The following is an 18584-nucleotide window of genomic DNA, read 5'->3' on the forward strand; positions in this document are numbered from 1 at the left end:
TAAAAATTTCTAAAAAACATACGTATTTATATTTCTAAAATGTTTTCATTGTGTTTAAATGGATATATTTCATTCTTAGCTTTTTTTTCTAAAACTTTTCTAATTACTCTTTGGCCAATTTTATCATCTTTCATTTCCTCTAAAGCTTCAGAAAGATTCACCCATGCTATTCCTTCAACCTCTGTTGATTTTTTTATTTCTCCCCCTGTATATTTAGCCACATATGTAAGCATTAATAAATCTTTTCCCTCTACATAATCACTACCTAAATACTCAATATTAGAAATATCTATGCCAGCTTCTTCCTTAACTTCTCTTAAAACTGTTTCTTCTGCACTTTCATCAACTCCAACATATCCTGATAAAAGAACTTTACAATTTTCATATATATAACTTTGTTTTAAAAGTAAAACTTTTTCTCCCTTTAAAACTGCCACTACAATACATGGCTTAGGTAAATCAAAAAAAGCTTCTTTATGTTTACTACAATAAGGAACTAATCCCTCATCATAATTATCTTTTAGTTCTAATTTTTCTCCACAAAGCGGACAAAATTTAAATACCATAAATACTTCCCCTTCCTTGATGATATATAATATACTAAACTAATATTTTATGTTACTCTATTTTAACCAATTAACAACTAAATTAAATATTATTTTATCACAAATTAATATTTTTTATAATATTTTGTTTAACTACAAATTATAATATCACATTACATAAATTTTAAATATATAATAAGATATATTACACATTTCAGGAGGTAATAATGAATAAGAAAAAAATACTTATTATTTCTTTCGATGCTGTTGATGGAAGTGATTTCGATTTTCTTTGTACACTTCCAAACTTTTCAAGCATTATAAAAGAAACATCTTACTCCAAAGAGGTAGAAACTATATATCCTTCTTTAACATATCCAGCACATACAAGTATAGTAACTGGAATGAAACCTATAAATCATGGAGTAATTAATAATATAAAAATACAACCTAATAGATGTAACAATTCTGATTGGTTCTGGGAACAAAAAGAGGTAAAAGCTGATAGTTTATTTGATGTTGCTAAAAGAAATGGCCTAACTTGTTCATCAATATTATGGCCTGTTAGCTGTAAATCAAATATTAAATATAATATGCCTGAAGTTTTTGCAAATAGAAAATGGCAAAATCAAATTTTAGTTTCAGCTCTCAATGGAAACCCAATTTATCAATTTAAGTTAAATAAGAAATTTGCTCATTTAAGAAATGGTATAAATCAACCAGAACTTGATAATTATACAATTAACTGCTTTCTTAATACACTTAAGGAACATAATGCTGATGTAATGTTTCTTCACTTAACTGATGTTGATGCTACTAGACATAAATTTGGTTATGATTCTAAAGAAGCTGAGTCTGCTCTTAGAAGACATGATGCAAGACTTGGAGAAGTTTTATCTACATTAAAGGACTTAAATATATTTGATGATACAACACTTATTTTATTAGGTGATCATAGTATGATGAATACTCATAGTGTTATAAAACTTAATAACTTATTCCTTAATAAAAATTGGCTTACTTTAACTAAGGATAATAAAAATGTAGGCTCATGGGAAGTTTACTTAAATACTTGTGATGGTGCAGCCTATGTTTATCTTAAAGATAAACATAATAAAGCTCTATTAAATAAAGTAATAGATGCATTAAAGAAATTTTCAAGTGAAAATGATGACTGCATAAAAGAAATTCTTACTTCAAAAGAAGCTGAAAAATTAGGTGCTGATCCTAACTGTTCTTTAATGTTAGAAGCTAAAAAAGGATATTACTTTATAAATGACTTTACTACTCCCGCTGTAGAAAGTACAGATGAAAAGCATGATAAAGCAACTCATGGCTATAATCCTTCACAATATGATAACGGAACATTTTTTATGGTCAAAGATAAATCAGTTAAAAAAGATTTTAATATAGGCCCTATGAAACTTATAGATGAAGCTCCTACTATCTCCAAAATTATGGGTGAAACATTAGTTAATATTGATGGTAGAGTTCTTGATAAGATTTTTATATAATATTCCACAAAAAAGGCATCTTAGATACTTATTAGTATCTAAGATGCCTTTTTCCTGTCAAACTATATCAATAAAAAAAAGTGAATTTTTATTCAAGAATAATTATATAAACAATATTAATTTCATAATATAGTAATATAGTTACTATTTAATTCTTAATCATTCTAAAATAACTATATTGTGGTGCTTCCTGCTTTTTAAATAATATTTTTAAAACTTCTATATTTAACATCACTCTATATTTCTTATAACTTTTCATAATCTATAATTTTTCCACTATAAAACTTTCCTTAATAGCTTACTACTATGAATATAGTCCCTTCCTTACTATATTCACCTTAATTCTTAAATAGGAAATTTCTTTTTAGGAGGAATCTATTATGAATAATAGCAGTAAAATAGCTATATCCATTAGTACTGGTGCATTTGCACTTTCAATAACTAATAATACTTCATTAGCTATATTTTGTATTACATTTTTTGCTATTATAGTAGTTATAGGTATCGTTTGTGTAAAATGCAAAGCACATATTAATGTAGATGTTAATTTAACTAAAGAAAAAACAGGCTTAATCCAACCACCACATAAAGATAAGCCTGTAAAATAAATTAACCTTATAAAGGATTAGCTTAGCAGCTAGTCCTTTTATTTTATCTAAGATTTAAAAATATATTTTAAACCTTATAACAATCAACATACAATTAATATATTCATTTTTATAAGTAATATGATAATAAATCTTATTCTTTATTTTTCTTGATAAACTTCTCTTGTATAACCCCTAAAAACCTAAGAGTTATTAATGAAAATAAAACACCTAATATACTTATTTCTAAATATCCATACCCTGTAACAAGTCCCATACAAGCTACAACCCAAAGAGACGCAGCAGTTGTAGGTCCTTTTATTGTACCTTTGTTATAAATAATTGTTCCAGCACCTAAAAAACCTATTCCACTAACAACTTGTGCTCCTAATCTTCCCATACTAATTTGTATTAAAGCACTATTAGTCGACAATTCAGAACTATAATTGACAATTTCCCAGGCAATTTTTTGTTCAGTAAGTCCAATTATAGCTGCTCCCACACAAACTAAAATATGAGTTCTAAATCCTGCTGCTCTATTATGTGTTTCTCTATCGTATCCTATAATACCACCAATAATTACTGCTACAACTAATCTGATTATTATAGTTTTTATTTCCATACAATTCTCCCCCTATATTTTCCCTTATTTTATACTATAAAAATTGCAAATTAGATGATAATAAAAAATATATTTATATAACTATAAAAAAAGAGTTATCTAAAATTTAGATAACTCTTTTTTATTAATTCATATGCTTCTCAGCTCTCTTATAAAGTATTATTGCTACTATTGAGAAGATTATTGGTCCCATTATCATCCATAATGTTGATTGCCAATCACCTTTTTCAATAAGTGGTTCTATAATAGTCATTACATTACCAAATCCAACAACAATTACTACTGATAAAGTAGCTATAAGCGCTGATCCCTTTGATTTAAACATTTCAAAAGGTTTTTCAATTTCTTTCTTCTTCTTAAATGAATAGAATGCTCCAGCTATAAACATATTTGGAATAGTCATCGCAACATTAGTCATAAGAACTAATTTTGAGAAGAATGCTGATGCATTTTGTCCACCAAATGATGTTAAGAATATCATAATAACAACAATGATACATTGTACTATCATAGCATTGATTGGCATACCTGTCTTACTTTCTTTTGTAAGCCATTCTGGCCACATTGCTTTTGGTGTACCTTCTATTAATTGTTTTACTGGTGAATATGTTAATGTGAAAAATGCACCAGTTAATGCAATAAACATTGATAATCCTACAAATCTAGCTACCCATACTCCAATTGTTGCTGCTGTTGCTGCTGAAGTACCAAATGCAAGACCTAATTGAACTCCAAAGTTTTTCATTAAGATATAAGCTACGTTTGCCATGTTTACTTGACTTCCTGAAAGTGCGCTATTCCAGTTAGTAAACATACCACAAACAAATATTCCGATTGCATAACCTACTGCAATTATTATAGCTGCAAGTGTTATAGCCTTAGGGAATGTTTTTGTTGGATTATCAGCTTCATCAACAAGTCCTCCAACTACTTCGATTCCTCCAAAAGCAAATATTGCAAAAACTGCAAATGACATAATAGCAAGTGGATTTCCATATGAAGGATTTGGTCCCATTACGAAATCTTTTGCTGATGTTATAGGTTGTGCAAGATGTCCTTTATTTAAAATAAATATTAATATTGCTCCAACTATTAAAACTACATTAAGTAAAGCAACTGCTGTACCAGCAACTGATGTTACTTTTTTAATCTTATCTAATCCTTTTGAACTTATGATTGTAACAAATATAATCCAGCATATAGCTAAAAGACCTATTGTTTGTGTTGATCCTAGTCCAAAAATACTCCATTGGTTTGTAGTATCTGAACCGAAAATTGCATTAGCAAATGGTATCCATATACTTGATGCTGTACTTACCATCCAAACTACATATGCAAAGAACCACATAAATGTTCCTATAAATGCATATTTAGATCCGACAGACTTAGACATCCATGAATATATTCCACCTTTTTCTGTTCTAAACGCTGCCCCATATTCAGCTACCATAAATGCATATGGTATTACAAATGTTATCGCCCCAAATAAATACCAAGGAATCGCTGCATATCCCATAAGGTAGAAAGCCCTTGGCATATTAGCAAATCCAAAAACTGAGGTGAATATCATAAGTACTAATGGTATTAATGTTAATTTTTTCTTATCATTAGTATTGCTCATTATTTTCCCACCTTTTTTTTAAAATAACTAATTTAATTATACTTTAATCTATTAAACTGTAAAATTTAATTAAACATTATATTCTTATCTATATTGTTATTATTTTATCAATTTATTTTAATATTTTAAAAATATTTATCATTTATATGTAACATCTTTATATTTGGTTACAGATTGTCAATTTTATGACCCTGTCTATTTTTTTAATATTTTAATAAACTATGAACTTTTCTATAGAACTTTGCAATTTATATTGCAATTTTTAAAATTTCTGATATTTTATTGGCTTTATTATTTCATAATTTATATACGACCTTTTAAGGTTAAAACAAATTAAACATATATGCAAGTATATTTTTTACAAATCTAATGTAAATATTTAATTATTCAATAAATTATAAACTCTTACTTAAAGTTAAATTAAAATACTAATAAATGAAATAATATCTCTACTAACTAAAATATTATTGAAATTATATATTTTAACTTATTGTTAAATAAAAATTTGTATGTATAATATTATTTATATCTATTTATAAATTGTTTATAATATTAAAAAATGGTATATTCTTTAATTTTTATTAAAAATATATGGGAGGTTAATTAAATGAATATATTTAATAAGGAAAATGCTAAGTATGTGAAACTTGTACTTGTAGTTGCATGTTCTTATTTAATAATAAAATTGTTAGATAACACAGGTAATATCTTATCAATTTTAGGGGATTTTTATAATATCATATATCCTTTTATACTGGCATTTGTTATAGCGTACATACTTAATCCGTTAGTTAAGTTTTTCAATAAAAAATGTAACTTAACAAAGGGAATTAGTATAGCACTTACTTACATATTATTTATAGGGCTTATAGCATTAGGTTCATTTTATATTTTCCCTAAATTATATATTAATATTGTAGATCTTATAGACTCTCTACCTTCGATTTCTGCTGATGTACAAGCTAAAGCAAATGAATTTATGATATTTTTCGAGAAGAAAACTCATATATCACAGGAAATGTTACTTAATATTAATTTAGGAAGTTTCTCTAGTAAATTTACAACTATATTTACTAGTCTCTTTAGTTCAATTTTTAATAACTTACTTAATAGTGCAATTTCAATCACAACATCAGTAGTTAATATAGTATTTGGTTTCTTAATATCAATCTATGTACTTAGTGATAAAGAACTATTCTTAAAGTTTGGAAAAAAAGTCACTTTAACTATTTTAGGTAAAAAATCTGGAGAATATTTCTTAGAATTTTTATCTATTTTAAATAAAATGGTAGGAACTTATATAGGAATAAAAGCTATTGATTCACTTATAATAGGGGTTCTAGCCTTTATTGGTCTTGCTTTAATGGGTTCTCATTATACATTATTACTTTCTGTTATAGTAGGTATAACTAATATGATTCCTTACTTTGGACCATTTATAGGTATGGCAGTTGCTTTCCTAGTAAATTTATTCTCAGCAAAACTTAGCCTTGCTATAATATGTCTAATCTTCTTATTCTTATTACAACAATTTGATGCTTGGTATCTTGATCCACATTTAATAGGAAATAAAGTTGGTCTTAATGCTTTTCTTGTAATCTTAGCTGTTACAATTGGTGGAGCATTATATGGACCCGTTGGTATGATACTTGCAACTCCAATTGCTTCTGTAATAAAAATATATACTAATAGATTACTTGATAAATTTGAATATAGACGAGAAGGTAAAAAGAAAAAAGATAAAAAACTTAAAGCAGATATACAGGAAGAACTACAAGATAAATAAAAAAAATGCTGTATCAAATTGATACAGCATTTTTTACTATATTAATATCTTTTTCTTCTATATTTGCTTATAAATAAAATACTACTTAATAATATTATTATAGAAATTCCTACATTAATTATATATTTATTATTAAATAAGTTTCCATTATTTATACTAGCCATTCCATTTTGCTCTTTTGGCATTCTATTCTGATTATTAAAGCTATTAATTTTATCAAAATTACTTTCATCTATTCCTAACTCAGCTAATTTACTTTTTTCCTCATCATTCAATTCATTAAAAGTCTTATTATTTATTATTTGTTTTACTTCCTTCATTTTTTCCATTGGAACCATATTAGCCATTTCTTTAGAAAGTTCTTCCCCTTCTTCTGCTTTATTATTTTCAGAGTTTTGATTATTTTTATCTTTACCCATTCCACCTAATAATGCTAAATCTAAAGTTGTAGATATATTTCCATATTCAGTACTACTTTGTTCTCCATTTAATTGTGCCTCAACACTTTTAGCCCTATCTGTACCAAAAGTAATTATTTGTGGAATTGAATTTTTATATTCCTCATAACTATAAAAAGCAGTAGGATCTAATTTAACATAATTATTAATTAACTTATCTAATTTAATTACAGAACTTTCAAATTCTCCATTTTTAACATATTCATTAACAAGCTTATTTAAATATTGATGATAAAGTTCTTTATACTCATCAACTTCTAATAATTTACCTATTAGAGGTGCATTTTCTAAGCTTCCTGTAACAGGAGAGTTTATAGGGAAATTCACTGCATTACTACCACTTCTCACAGCAAATCCTCCAAATGATGTATTTAAATCCCATGGTATAATTTCAAAAACTCCATCTTTTTCATAAAGATAATAATTATGATACATACCACCTGAATAACTATCTAGATTCACTAAGAAAGTATTTACTGCGAAGTATTTTAAAACTTCTTCAACATTAATATACTTCTCAATATCTGTTCCCTCATTAAGATTTTTAACCATAGTAACAAATTTTTCAAAATCCTTATCTGAGGTTTTCTTGAATACTGCACTTTCTCTTACAATAGAATAACTATCTAAATTATCATCTATATATTTTAAATCTGCACCTTTATTGTCTTTACCACCTGGCATCCCCATTACTCTAGATTTATTTTCAGCATTTATATCTCCATTAATATTTTTATCAATCATATTATTAGGAGGATTATTATTTACATTTTGACTATTTTCTTGGCCAGAATTAAAATCTTCTTTCTCACTATTTTCCATAGGATTAAAGCCCTCTGGAATCTCTCCATTTTGATTTCTTGGATTATTATTTGGGTCAAATTCTTTACCTCCCATATCTGGCACCATCGGAGCCTGTCCATTATTTTCATTATTTATTTCTGGTTTTTGCTCAATATTTTTATTTCCTTGTGGTTTTTGTCCATTATCTTCATCCTTACCACCAACATTCATAGTTTCTGGTTTATAGAGATTACCTTCTGATGTTCCATAATTTTTTTCAACAAATCTTTCATCAATAACCTCAACAGCTAAATATAGCCCCCACTTCTCACCATTAACATTTATATTTGCATAAGAATATTCAGGAGTTGCCACACCTAAAAAATTATACATATCATATGAAAGATACTCTTTCATATATGTAGCATCTGATATCATATTATTTAATGCTAATTTTTCTATCCCATTATAAGTTTGTCCATCAATATATTCACCAAAATCTATCTTAAAGCTATACCTATCAGTTGTATCATCTCTTGCAACGGAACTAAGACTTGAATTACCTTTAGCTCTAATCCCTACATTTGAATATTTCTGACCATCTATAGTAACATCACCATTAACATATTCCTCTTTAGTCGCATTCTCAATTAAATTCTTCCAATCACTTTCCTTTATATCAATATCTATATCTGTAACTTTTTCTTTATCTAAAACATCAGAAATATTAGTAACTGTAGCTGCTACCTCTCCCTTTGATCCTGAATCTATAAAAAATACTGATGATATAACAAAAATAAGCGCTAAAAAAATACCTATTATTGAAATATATCCTTTGTACTTTTCTTTTAACAACTATTTCACCACCTCTTTACCCAATAAAATATATTAACTATTTATTATCCCTATATATAAAGCTAAGGAGTTAACTACTCTAGATCAAAAACTCAGACCTACCTTATATATAGGGATATCTATTAATTAAAATATGTTTTTTTGTTTTCTAATCTTTTTAATTTATTATTTTACTTTAGGGGACTTTCAAATAATAAAGTTTTATTTAATACATTTAATTTAAATTAAACTATGACATATAATCTCCGTTATAGCTTACTAACACAACATTTGAAATTCCATTAACAGTTGAAAGTTCATTAACAAAACTTGTTGTTGTTTCTTTAAGCTTAATTTCTACACTCATTTCAATGCCACCTATAGGTGATACTGTTTTTGATTTAACTACATATTTCTTTACACTATTTGATATTAAATCTAAAGCTCTTCTCTCACTATTATCATTTTCACAATTAACAACAAGTATATACGGGTTGTCTACTGTTTTCTTATTAACAAATAAGACCATAATAATTCCTATAAAGATTGAACCTATAACTGCTAAAGAAATAAGTCCTGCACCAAGAACTATACCTACACTTATAGACCAGAATAAAAAGGCTATATCTAGTGGCTCTTTTATTGCACTTCTAAAACGAACTATAGATAAAGCACCAACCATACCAAGTGAAAGAATTACATTTGATGTAACTGCTAAAATAATTAATGTACTTATTAAAGTTAGGGCCATTAATGATACTCCAAAGCCTTCAGAATACATAACTCCCTTAAAAGTTTTCTTATATACCTGCATAATTAATAATCCCAATATAAATGCAAGTACTAAAGCAATAACCATATCTAAAAGTGATACTGAGTTCATTCTTTCAAGAAAACTTGATTTAAAAATATCTCCAAATTTAAATTGTTGTTCCACTATTTTTTCCTCCTTAAATTCACTTATTTAAATAAGTTCTATCCATAAATTCTTGATAAAGCATACTTTGAAATAGCTGAAGCCCTTCGATTATTAGTTTGTATAATATCTTGTATTATTTCAGGCAAGAACTCATCGTACTTAACCTCTAAGACAACAATATTATTATCTATAGAACCAATAGTAGCTAAATTATCATCAAATAAATCAGTTCCATAAATTCCTGTTCTTATGTTTTTATCAAAAGTTATTCTTACATTTCCTATTTCATAAATATAAGCTTCTCTTATATAATCAACTATAGTTTTAGGTCTTAATAAATCTCCTTTAATTTTTGTATAAAACTCTACTAACAAAGGCTTTTTACTATCTTTTAAAAAATCTATATTACCCTTAACTATGTCCTCACACTCTTTTTTTGTTAAAAACTCACTTTGTTTTTTACATAATCCATTTATCTTTGATTTTTTCTCTAATCTAATAAAGGAATAATTATTGTTATAAAACCTTATACGAAATTTTTCTCTATGATTTACACCATTAATCTTTTCCATAAGAACTTTATCCCTTAAATTATCAAAATAAAGACTTCTTATTTTATATTCACTATTCTTATTCGAATTTTTATCTAGCTTCATAATATGCACTAATCTATTTTTAATAGTTAAATAATCTGACATATTTATATAATGCTTAAGCTCATGTCTAAACTTCTTATCTTCCATTAATATCACCCCCAATCACTTAACAATTACATTTTATATAACAAAGCTTAACGTTTCCTTAACGCTAATTAAGTTTTATATAAAAATAAAAATACACGATTAAATAAGCATTTAACTTATTAAATCGTGTACTTAACTTCTATAAACTATTTAATATCCTTAGGAATAAGTAATTCAAATTCTGTACCTTGACCATAATTTGATGTAAATTTAACTTTTACTCCTAAACTTTTTGATATAGAACTTAATAAACTTAAACCTATACCACTACCACTTATATTTTTTCCTCTAACATCATCACTTCTAAAAAATCTATCAAAAATACGTGCTTTATCCTCTTCCTTTATTCCTATCCCATTATCTTTTACAGTTATTTTAATACTCTTATTAAGCTCTTGAACTTCTAAAATAATCTCTCCATCAGCCTTAGTATATTTAAACGCATTTTCTAGAAGGATTATTATACTTCTTTTAACTTTATCATAATCCCAATTAACCTTTACATTATTGGTTTTACTAAAAAGTTGAAACTTTTTATCTTGAACTTCAGCTAAATCAAAATAAAATTCGCTTATACTTTCTATAAATTTAGATAAATCTATTTCTTTAGTCTTAATATCTGAATCTAAATCTTCCTTAGATAAAAATAATAAATCATTATTAAGCTTTTCCATAGCTCTTACTTCACTCATAATTTTTGATATATTCTCATAACTCTCTTCTGTATCTTTTTTAGCAACAGATTTAGCTAAAATTTCTAACTTTCCTCTAATAACAGCTAGTGGTGTTCTCATCTCATGAGAAGCATCTTGAACAAAAAAGACTTGCTTATCATAAGCATATTTAACAGGCTTTATTATTCTTGATGAAAGAAAATAGGATAAAACTAATGCAATCACGCTTAATATAATTAAACTTATTATTATTGATGTCATAAGCTGATTTATTGACTCTAACTCTGAATCTACATTAACAAGAAACTCCATCTTAATATTATTTTCTTCAAATATAATTCCCCTAAACTCATAACCATTAGCATCTATCTTTATTACTTTATCTAAAGCTTTATCACTAATACTCGGTAAAGTATCTTTATCAAAATATGCATTAGGTCTAACATAAATTACTTCATTATCTTTATAAACAGCTACTATGAAATTAGGTGGAATTGGATGTATCATAGGCCCTTGCTTTTTAGGATACATAAAATCGTTATGTGCTCTAGAAATATCTTCAACAACTTTTTTCTGAGCTAATAATTGATCATCTATTGAATTAAATACTCTTGATGTATATAAAATCTTAGTTATTATAGAAAATATAAACAAGCATAAAAAAACTATAATAGTACTTATCATAATTACATTTATTCTAGTTTTATAAAAAATATTTTTCTTACTGAATTTATTTAAAAGCCTCTTCATCTACTATATACCCCATTCCCCTCTTAGTAATAATATATTTATCATAATCAAAAGGACTTAAAATTTTTCTTAATCTACTAATATAAACTTCTATAATTTCTATTGATGCATCACTATCATAGCCACATATATTATCAAATATCTGCTCTTTAAAAAGAACTACACCCTTATTCATTATTAAATACTCAAGTAAATTATATAGCTTTTCATTAAGTTCTATTTCTTCACCTCTTATAGACACTTTTTTAGTTTTCATATTTATTTGCATATCATTAAACTCAATTAAATTTGAGCTTTTTATCTTTCCCATACTCTTTAAAATAGCATTAATTCTAACTTTTAACTCTTCCATATAAAATGGTTTAGTTAAGTAATCATTAGCTCCTAAATTAAATGCCTTTAGCTTATCCCCTAATCCTTCTTTAGCAGTTAATACAATAACTCCAACATTTAAGGACTTCTTTGAAATATAATTTAAAACAGACATTCCATCAACTTCCGGCAACATTAAATCAAGTATAACAATATCATAATTATATGAATTTAAGTAATTTATCGCATCACTACCATCATAAACACTTTCAATATCCATCTCTTCTTTAAAATATGTAGTAATGTTCTCAACTATTTTTACATTATCCTCAACAAGCAAAACTTTTATCATTTAATTATCCCCTCATTTATAAAATCTAAAATAATTATCTAATATAATCCATAATAAGTATATTTTATAGTCTTTACTTCCTTTAAACAATTAAAATACTATAAAGTTTTATCAAAGCTTTTAAGATATCTAGTAACATCAACTTGAAAACTTATTATATAAATACAAAAACTCTATATGTTTTATAGTATCTACTATAAAACATATAGAGCTTTTGAACTATAACGTCTAACTTTTATATCCACTTTTTTATTAAACTCAATAAATAACTTAACTATACTTGAAATGAAATACTGTCAAAACCAGAGTTTATTTTCACAATACCACTTTTTATAGGCTCACCTGTTCTAAATACTAATGAAACTGTATTATTCACGCCAGGGTTTAGCCTATTTACAATATTAAATAAATTACTATAACTATTTGAATTAGATATAGACATAGTATCTAAAGAATTTTCTTTATAAGTATTTCCATCAGCTTTTAATGTAATTTCTGAGTGAGCTAAAGATTCTAATGGACTATTACCTATATTAACAACAGACATATTAACAATAACAAGATTACCATCAGTAGTAATAACATTTGCTGGACCATTTGAAGCAGATTTTGTATTTCTAAAATCACTTAATGTAATTTGATACTTTCCCATATCACCTTTTTGATTTAATTTATATATTTTATCATCAGCTAAAACTTTAACCCAAATACAAAATATTATTACAATTAAAGCAATAACTATTCCTATAATTATCCCCTTATTTACTCCTTTCCTCTCCATATAAAAAACCTCCTTTTGGAATTCCCTTACACTCTATCATAAAAATAACACTAAATATAAACAAAGTAATTTTAATATTATTAAAATTTGTTTAGTTGACAAAATTAGTTATATTGTATTATCATACTAGCTTATTATAAAACCAAGTAATAACTAAGAATTTGAGGTGAGATTCTATGGATAAATATTCAAAAGAAGACTTGTCAAGATCACTAAAACTTGTATCTTCAACTATCAAGAATTGTGAAAAAATGCATAAAAAATTTGTAGAAGGTACTTCTCAACACACACTACTAAAGAATAGAATAAAAGCTCTCTATATTTCACAGTCACTAATAACAAATGAAAATATCACAAATAAATATACTAAAGAAGAATTAATACAAGCACTTCCCCCAGTATCTTCAATTATTAGCAAATGTGAAAAAGCTCAAATAAAATTTGCTGAGGGTACTTCACACCATACTCGTTTTAAGAACATAATAAATGCTATGTATATCTCAAAAGCATTAATAGCTGATGAAATTAATAAAAGAATTTAAATTAACTTTTTTAATATACACTTTTATTAAAATCAAACTATATTTATAAAAAATATTTCTCTTAATAATAAAAAAATCTTCATATACTCTCCAAGCATATGAAGATTTCTTATATTATCATGAATAAATTTCTATTAAATCATATATAAAATTAATCCAAGAGCTGCACTTATAACTATTACTAAAATAGGATGAACTTTCTTAGATAAAAGAAGTCCTAATGAAATAACACCAATTATAATACTTTTAATATCATAATATGATTCTTTTGCAAGTGAAATAAATGCACTAATAACTAGAGCTATTAAAATTGGCTTCATACCTGATAAAGCTCCTTCAATATATCTGTTATTCTTAAATTTACTTAATGATTTACTAACTAATATAACTGCTATAAATGAAAAAGTTATAACTCCAAGAGTTGCTATAAGTCCACCAATAACCCCATTTACTTTATATCCAACAAAAGTTGCTGTATTTATAGAAACTGGCCCTGGTGTCATTTGTGATATTCCTATTATCTCTAAAAACTGTGATTTAGAAATCCAAGAATTTGATAAAACAACTTGCTGCTCTATAAATGGAAGCATTGCATATCCTCCACCAAATCCAAATACTCCTATCTTAAAGAAGGTTAAAAATAAATTTAATAAAACACTCATTATTTTTCAACCTCCTTTGGCTTACACATAGTAATTCCATAAATTATTCCTATTATAATTGCAAGTACTGGACTTAAATTAAAGAATACTAAAAGTATAGTTATAACTATACACATAATTATATTTAAAATTGTTCTCTTAAATGATTTAGCAAGTGAAATTATTGCTACTAAAACTAAAACTGGAACTGCTCCATTAATTCCTTTAAAAGCCAACTGAACATACTTATTCTTATTTAGATCCATTAAAACTGTTGCTATTACTAAAATTATCAAAACTGATGGTATTATAGTTCCAAGAAGTGCAATAATTCCTCCTTTAATTTTTCCTATCTTATAACCAACATATATAGAACAATTTACTGCAAGTGCGCCTGGTAAACTTTGTGCTACAACTAATGCATCCATAAACTCTTCTTTTGTTAGCCATCCCTTATTATCAACTACTTCTTTTTCAATTAGAGGAATCATTGCATATCCTCCCCCAAAGGTAAAAGCACCTATCTTAAAAAATGAAAAAAACATAGTTATGTAATCCCTAGCTGAAATCTTCATCTGTTTATCTCCTTAAATCTTTAATAACTTGATTATACTATCTATCTATTTGATTTTTCCCTTAACTATTCTTTCTTAACAAAATTTTAAAAAATAAAGTTATATATCTATAACTATAAATAACAAAAAGGAGGAGCTTTTATTTAAACCTCCTCTTCTTAAATAACTTTTATTTCTTTTTATTTGAATTAAGTCTTTGCTTTATTGCCTCTTCTAAATCTTTATTACTAAATACCATTTTAATCTCTATTTTTCTATCCTGAATATAATCATCCTTATTATAATTTTCTTCACTCCTATTTCTTTCTTCTACTGTTCTATTTGTCTCAAACTCTGACATACCAGATGCTTTAAATTTATCACCAAATTTATTTTCAAGTTCACTATTCATTGGCATAATTTCATTTAAAAAGTTTACTGCTCTCATAGTAGAAAGCTCTCTATTACTAAAAGTATCTCCTGAATAGTCAGTGTGTCCAACTATTTCTATATAATCAATTTCTTTATTTATATCTTTTACATCTAAAAGATTATAAAAAACATCTCTAAACATAGCTGCTACTTGTTTACCATCATCTTTAAGCATTGCAGAATCAGTATCAAAGAAAGTTTCAGTTTTAATATCAATTTTACCTTCATCTCTATTAAACCTAATTATGCTTGGATCAACCTTATTTTGATTAAGTTCATATTCTATTTTGTCATATAAAACTTCTCTCTTTGCAGAAATATCATCAACAAATACAGTCAAAAATCCCATTGCTAATATCATAATAAAGAAAAAAACTAAAGATGTAATAGACATAATATCTACAAAAGATGGCCAATAGGATGGATTTTCTTCTATATGCCTATATCTTTTTCTTCTTAGCTTCATTCTTTTCTACCTCTTAATCTATTTTTAATGTCTGTTGTCTCTCTCATAAGATTTGATGATGATTCTAAGATACTTATAGTATCATCTAAATTTTTATTTGCTTGATTTATATCTTCTGTAACATTACCTATAGCATCTTCTAAATAATCAGATATTTGTATACCTATTCCATCAAGATATTGCTTTAATGCAATTGAAAATTTTTCTGCAAGATAAGGTGATATATTTTCTATACTACTACTAAACTTTTTAAAACTTTCATCAAGCATTTTACTATGTTTATTTAACATTAAAACTTGGTATGCATTACCCTTATTTTGAATTTCATTATATTTTCTTATTTCATTTATAATTAACTTCATAGCTTTCTGATTCTCTATAATACTTCTACTTTCAGACATTATAGATTCACTTACTTCTTTTGTCATCTCTTCATTAATTTTTATAGCTTCACTTATTTTAGTTAAACCAGAATCTACACCATTCCCTATTTCAATCATAGAATCTCTAAATTGATTAGAAACTATTCCAAAACATTGTCCTAAATTAGCTGAAAGATTTTCTAATGCAATATCCATAGTTCTACTCATAGCTTCAAATGAACTATCAATATTAGATGAAAGCTTTATCATAGATCCATCAAGATTTTCTGCACTATTAACAAAATTTCTAAATCCTTTATCAACACTTGTACTAAGCTCTGATGATACAACTACAAAATTACTAATGGACTTATTAAATGACTCTACTGGTGCTTCAAAGCTACGAACAGTATTATCAAAAGTTTCTACAAGTCCCTTAAATTCTTTTATATATTCTTTAAGACCATTTGCTGATTCAGTTAAATCTAAAGAACTTGAATTAATTTTAGTTACAAGTTCCTCTACCCCATTTTTAAATAAGTTAGTCATTTCCTCAGTTAAAGTTAACATAGTAAACTTAACTGTTTTACTAAACTCTTCAAAAACTGTATTAAATGTTACAGCATGCTCTGCAAAAACTCTATTATCTAAAAGGTTTTCCATCTCATTATAAAAATTTAATTTAGCATCTTTTGTAGATTGATTTTTAAGATTTAAAATAATTGATGTTATTACTCCAAAAATACTTGTCCAAAAAGCAGTAGCCATACTAGCTATCGGTCCTTGTAATTCCTTTGTAAAATTACTTATATTCTCTATTCCAACTAAAGCTGTTTTAGTCTCAAAAATTGCAAGTGTTAAACCTAAAAATGTACCTAATAATCCTAACGCTGTTAGTATAGATGATAATAAATTTATCATACCCTCAAATTTTATAAATTTATTTTCAAGATTTTTTTCTATTATAACTTCTGTATTTATATTATCTGTTCCATTTGCTGCACTTTTCTTAAAGTCACTTACCATCTTATTTAACTCTTGGCTTTCAAAAAGTATTTCCCCCTCATCATTTAAGCAATCAAAAATTTCTGTTGTTAATGATACATAATATCTTTTTATTAAAACTGCTAAAACTAATCCAATAATAAAGGTGAAAATTACTATTACTATAACAAACCAACCAAGAATATTCTGTGAAGTTATCGATTGTATTGTCTTAAAAAAAACATCCATTCCTTGCCTCCCATTTACATAAACTATTCTTAATATTTATATGTAACATGAGTTATATATTATGTCCCTTTATAAAATACTTAATTTTTAATTATAAAAAGATAAATACCTTTTTAAAACAATATTCTAACTTTACTTTTATTATCATTAAGAAGCTATTATTAACTTGTAAATAGCTCAAATTAATATAGATAAAAAATCTATTATAGTATTCAATTAATAAATTAAATTACACATTATTTAATTTATTATATTTAATAATGTAACATATAAAAAAATTGTATAGTAATATTATTAATTTAAAATATAATTAATTAATACTTTTAAAATACCATATATTTAAAGAGTATTTTGCATACTCATTTTAATAAATTATAGATTATTTTTTCATATTATCAATTACGAATAATTTTCAACTATAAAATTATATGATATTATTTATCAACCGAAGTTAACTACTAAAATTAATAAAACCAAAGGGGTGATATTTTGAATAAGAAATTTATATTTGGAATCATCGGTAAAAGTGGCGCAGGAAAAACTTGTTTAGAAAAAATACTTATAAGTAAATTAAATATAAAAAGTCTAGTATTAGATACAAACAGGGAGCCTAGAGATAATGAAGTTGAAGGTAGAGAACATTTTTATAAGACATCATCATATATGCAAAATTTAAGAGAAAATAATGGATATGCAGTCTTCATAGAATATGGAAAGTATTGGTATGGGTTAAGAAAAGATTATTTAGATAATCTTACTAATCATTCAGTGACAGTTCTTGAAGCTAGTGGTTATTATCAAATGAAATCGTCTTATAAAGATAGATTTATACCTATTTATATAGATACAAGTGATAAAAATAGACTTCTTAGAAGTTTAACTAGGGAAGCAAATCCAGAATGTTCTCAAATTATTTCAAGATATCTATCCGATTCTGAAGATTTTAAAGATATAGAAGCTGATGATACTATATATAAAATAAATAATGATCTTGATGATCCTAATATCGCAGCAGATAAACTTTTAGACTACATAAAAAATATCATAAACAATAGTTAATTTCGAATTTAAAT

18 protein-coding genes are annotated in these 18584 nt (G+C 25.9%); 5 read left to right on the forward strand and 13 right to left on the reverse strand.

Annotated features, from left to right (window positions below; translation table 11 throughout):
* Nucleotides 1–26: 26 nt before the first annotated feature.
* Nucleotides 27–566: an NAD(+) diphosphatase gene (locus BN8917_RS12380; protein ID WP_066874831.1), complete on the reverse strand. Its 540-nt coding sequence runs from the start codon at nt 564–566 to the stop codon at nt 27–29.
* Between the two features lie 206 nt (nt 567–772).
* Between BN8917_RS12380 and BN8917_RS12385 the strand changes: the two genes are divergently transcribed.
* Together BN8917_RS12385 and BN8917_RS12390 are read left to right on the forward strand one after the other, a co-directional pair.
* On the forward strand, nt 773–2059 hold the full coding sequence (locus BN8917_RS12385) for an alkaline phosphatase family protein (RefSeq protein WP_066874833.1): 1287 nt from the start codon (nt 773–775) through the stop codon (nt 2057–2059).
* Between the two features lie 380 nt (nt 2060–2439).
* Nucleotides 2440–2667 carry a hypothetical protein gene (locus BN8917_RS12390; protein WP_066874835.1) on the forward strand — a complete coding sequence of 76 codons (228 nt, stop codon included), beginning with the start codon at nt 2440–2442 and terminating at the stop codon, nt 2665–2667.
* A gap of 133 nt (nt 2668–2800) precedes the next feature.
* Here the strand turns inward: BN8917_RS12390 and BN8917_RS12395 are convergent, their stop codons facing one another.
* Nucleotides 2801–3268 (reverse strand): MgtC/SapB family protein, encoded by a 468-nt coding sequence (locus BN8917_RS12395; protein ID WP_066874837.1) that lies wholly within the window; start codon nt 3266–3268, stop codon nt 2801–2803.
* A 124-nt stretch (nt 3269–3392) separates the two neighbouring features.
* Complete coding sequence (gene yjeM / locus BN8917_RS12400; protein WP_066874839.1) at nt 3393–4889, reverse strand: glutamate/gamma-aminobutyrate family transporter YjeM; 1497 nt, start codon at nt 4887–4889, stop codon at nt 3393–3395.
* 607 nt (nt 4890–5496) lie between these two features.
* Here yjeM and BN8917_RS12405 point away from each other — a divergent pair.
* Nucleotides 5497–6675, forward strand: coding sequence for an AI-2E family transporter (locus BN8917_RS12405; protein WP_066874842.1), 1179 nt, complete (start codon nt 5497–5499; stop codon nt 6673–6675).
* 41 nt (nt 6676–6716) lie between these two features.
* Here BN8917_RS12405 and BN8917_RS12410 read toward each other — a convergent pair whose 3' ends face one another.
* From BN8917_RS12410 to BN8917_RS12435, 6 genes are all read right to left on the reverse strand, one after another.
* Nucleotides 6717–8771 carry a CotH kinase family protein gene (locus BN8917_RS12410; protein ID WP_066874843.1) on the reverse strand — a complete coding sequence of 685 codons (2055 nt, stop codon included), beginning with the start codon at nt 8769–8771 and terminating at the stop codon, nt 6717–6719.
* Nucleotides 8772–9000: 229 nt separating this feature from the next.
* Entirely contained in the window at nt 9001–9633 is a 633-nt protein-coding gene (locus BN8917_RS12415; RefSeq protein ID WP_066875503.1) for a DUF4956 domain-containing protein, read from the reverse strand.
* A gap of 92 nt (nt 9634–9725) precedes the next feature.
* Nucleotides 9726–10412, reverse strand: coding sequence for a polyphosphate polymerase domain-containing protein (locus tag BN8917_RS12420; protein WP_066874844.1), 687 nt, complete (start codon nt 10410–10412; stop codon nt 9726–9728).
* 146 nt (nt 10413–10558) lie between these two features.
* Nucleotides 10559–11836, reverse strand: coding sequence for a sensor histidine kinase (locus BN8917_RS12425; protein WP_066874845.1), 1278 nt, complete (start codon nt 11834–11836; stop codon nt 10559–10561).
* Nucleotides 11817–12500, reverse strand: a complete 684-nt coding sequence (locus BN8917_RS12430) for a response regulator transcription factor (protein ID WP_066874847.1) — start codon at nt 12498–12500, stop codon at nt 11817–11819. The genes BN8917_RS12425 and BN8917_RS12430 overlap by 20 nt, the downstream gene beginning before the upstream one ends.
* A 274-nt stretch (nt 12501–12774) precedes the next feature.
* A complete protein-coding gene (locus BN8917_RS12435; protein WP_066874849.1) occupies nt 12775–13281 on the reverse strand; it encodes a DUF4352 domain-containing protein in 507 nt (168 codons plus the stop codon).
* A gap of 176 nt (nt 13282–13457) precedes the next feature.
* Between BN8917_RS12435 and BN8917_RS12440 the strand changes: the two genes are divergently transcribed.
* Complete coding sequence (locus BN8917_RS12440; protein WP_066874851.1) at nt 13458–13823, forward strand: hypothetical protein; 366 nt, start codon at nt 13458–13460, stop codon at nt 13821–13823.
* A 134-nt stretch (nt 13824–13957) separates the two neighbouring features.
* Here BN8917_RS12440 and BN8917_RS12445 read toward each other — a convergent pair whose 3' ends face one another.
* The 4 genes from BN8917_RS12445 to BN8917_RS12460 all read right to left on the reverse strand — a co-directional run bounded on the left by BN8917_RS12445 (nt 13958) and on the right by BN8917_RS12460 (nt 17511).
* Nucleotides 13958–14485 carry a chromate transporter gene (locus tag BN8917_RS12445; protein ID WP_066874853.1) on the reverse strand — a complete coding sequence of 176 codons (528 nt, stop codon included), beginning with the start codon at nt 14483–14485 and terminating at the stop codon, nt 13958–13960.
* The gene (locus BN8917_RS12450; protein ID WP_066874856.1) at nt 14485–15039 is read right to left on the reverse strand and encodes a chromate transporter; all 555 of its coding nucleotides are present in this window, start codon (nt 15037–15039) and stop codon (nt 14485–14487) included. The genes BN8917_RS12445 and BN8917_RS12450 overlap by 1 nt, the downstream gene beginning before the upstream one ends.
* Before the next feature lie 169 nt (nt 15040–15208).
* Nucleotides 15209–15916: an OmpA/MotB family protein gene (locus BN8917_RS12455; RefSeq protein WP_066874857.1), complete on the reverse strand. Its 708-nt coding sequence runs from the start codon at nt 15914–15916 to the stop codon at nt 15209–15211.
* The gene (locus BN8917_RS12460) at nt 15913–17511 is read right to left on the reverse strand and encodes a hypothetical protein (RefSeq protein WP_066874858.1); all 1599 of its coding nucleotides are present in this window, start codon (nt 17509–17511) and stop codon (nt 15913–15915) included. Before BN8917_RS12460 ends, BN8917_RS12455 begins: the two co-directional genes overlap by 4 nt.
* Before the next feature lie 489 nt (nt 17512–18000).
* Here BN8917_RS12460 and BN8917_RS12465 point away from each other — a divergent pair, with 489 nt between their 5' ends.
* Nucleotides 18001–18570, forward strand: a complete 570-nt coding sequence (locus BN8917_RS12465; RefSeq protein WP_066874859.1) for a nucleoside/nucleotide kinase family protein — start codon at nt 18001–18003, stop codon at nt 18568–18570.
* Nucleotides 18571–18584 lie beyond the last annotated feature (14 nt).

The organism is Clostridium mediterraneense (assembly GCF_900091705.1).
GTDB classification, from domain to species: Bacteria; Bacillota; Clostridia; order Clostridiales; family Clostridiaceae; genus Sarcina; species Sarcina mediterraneense.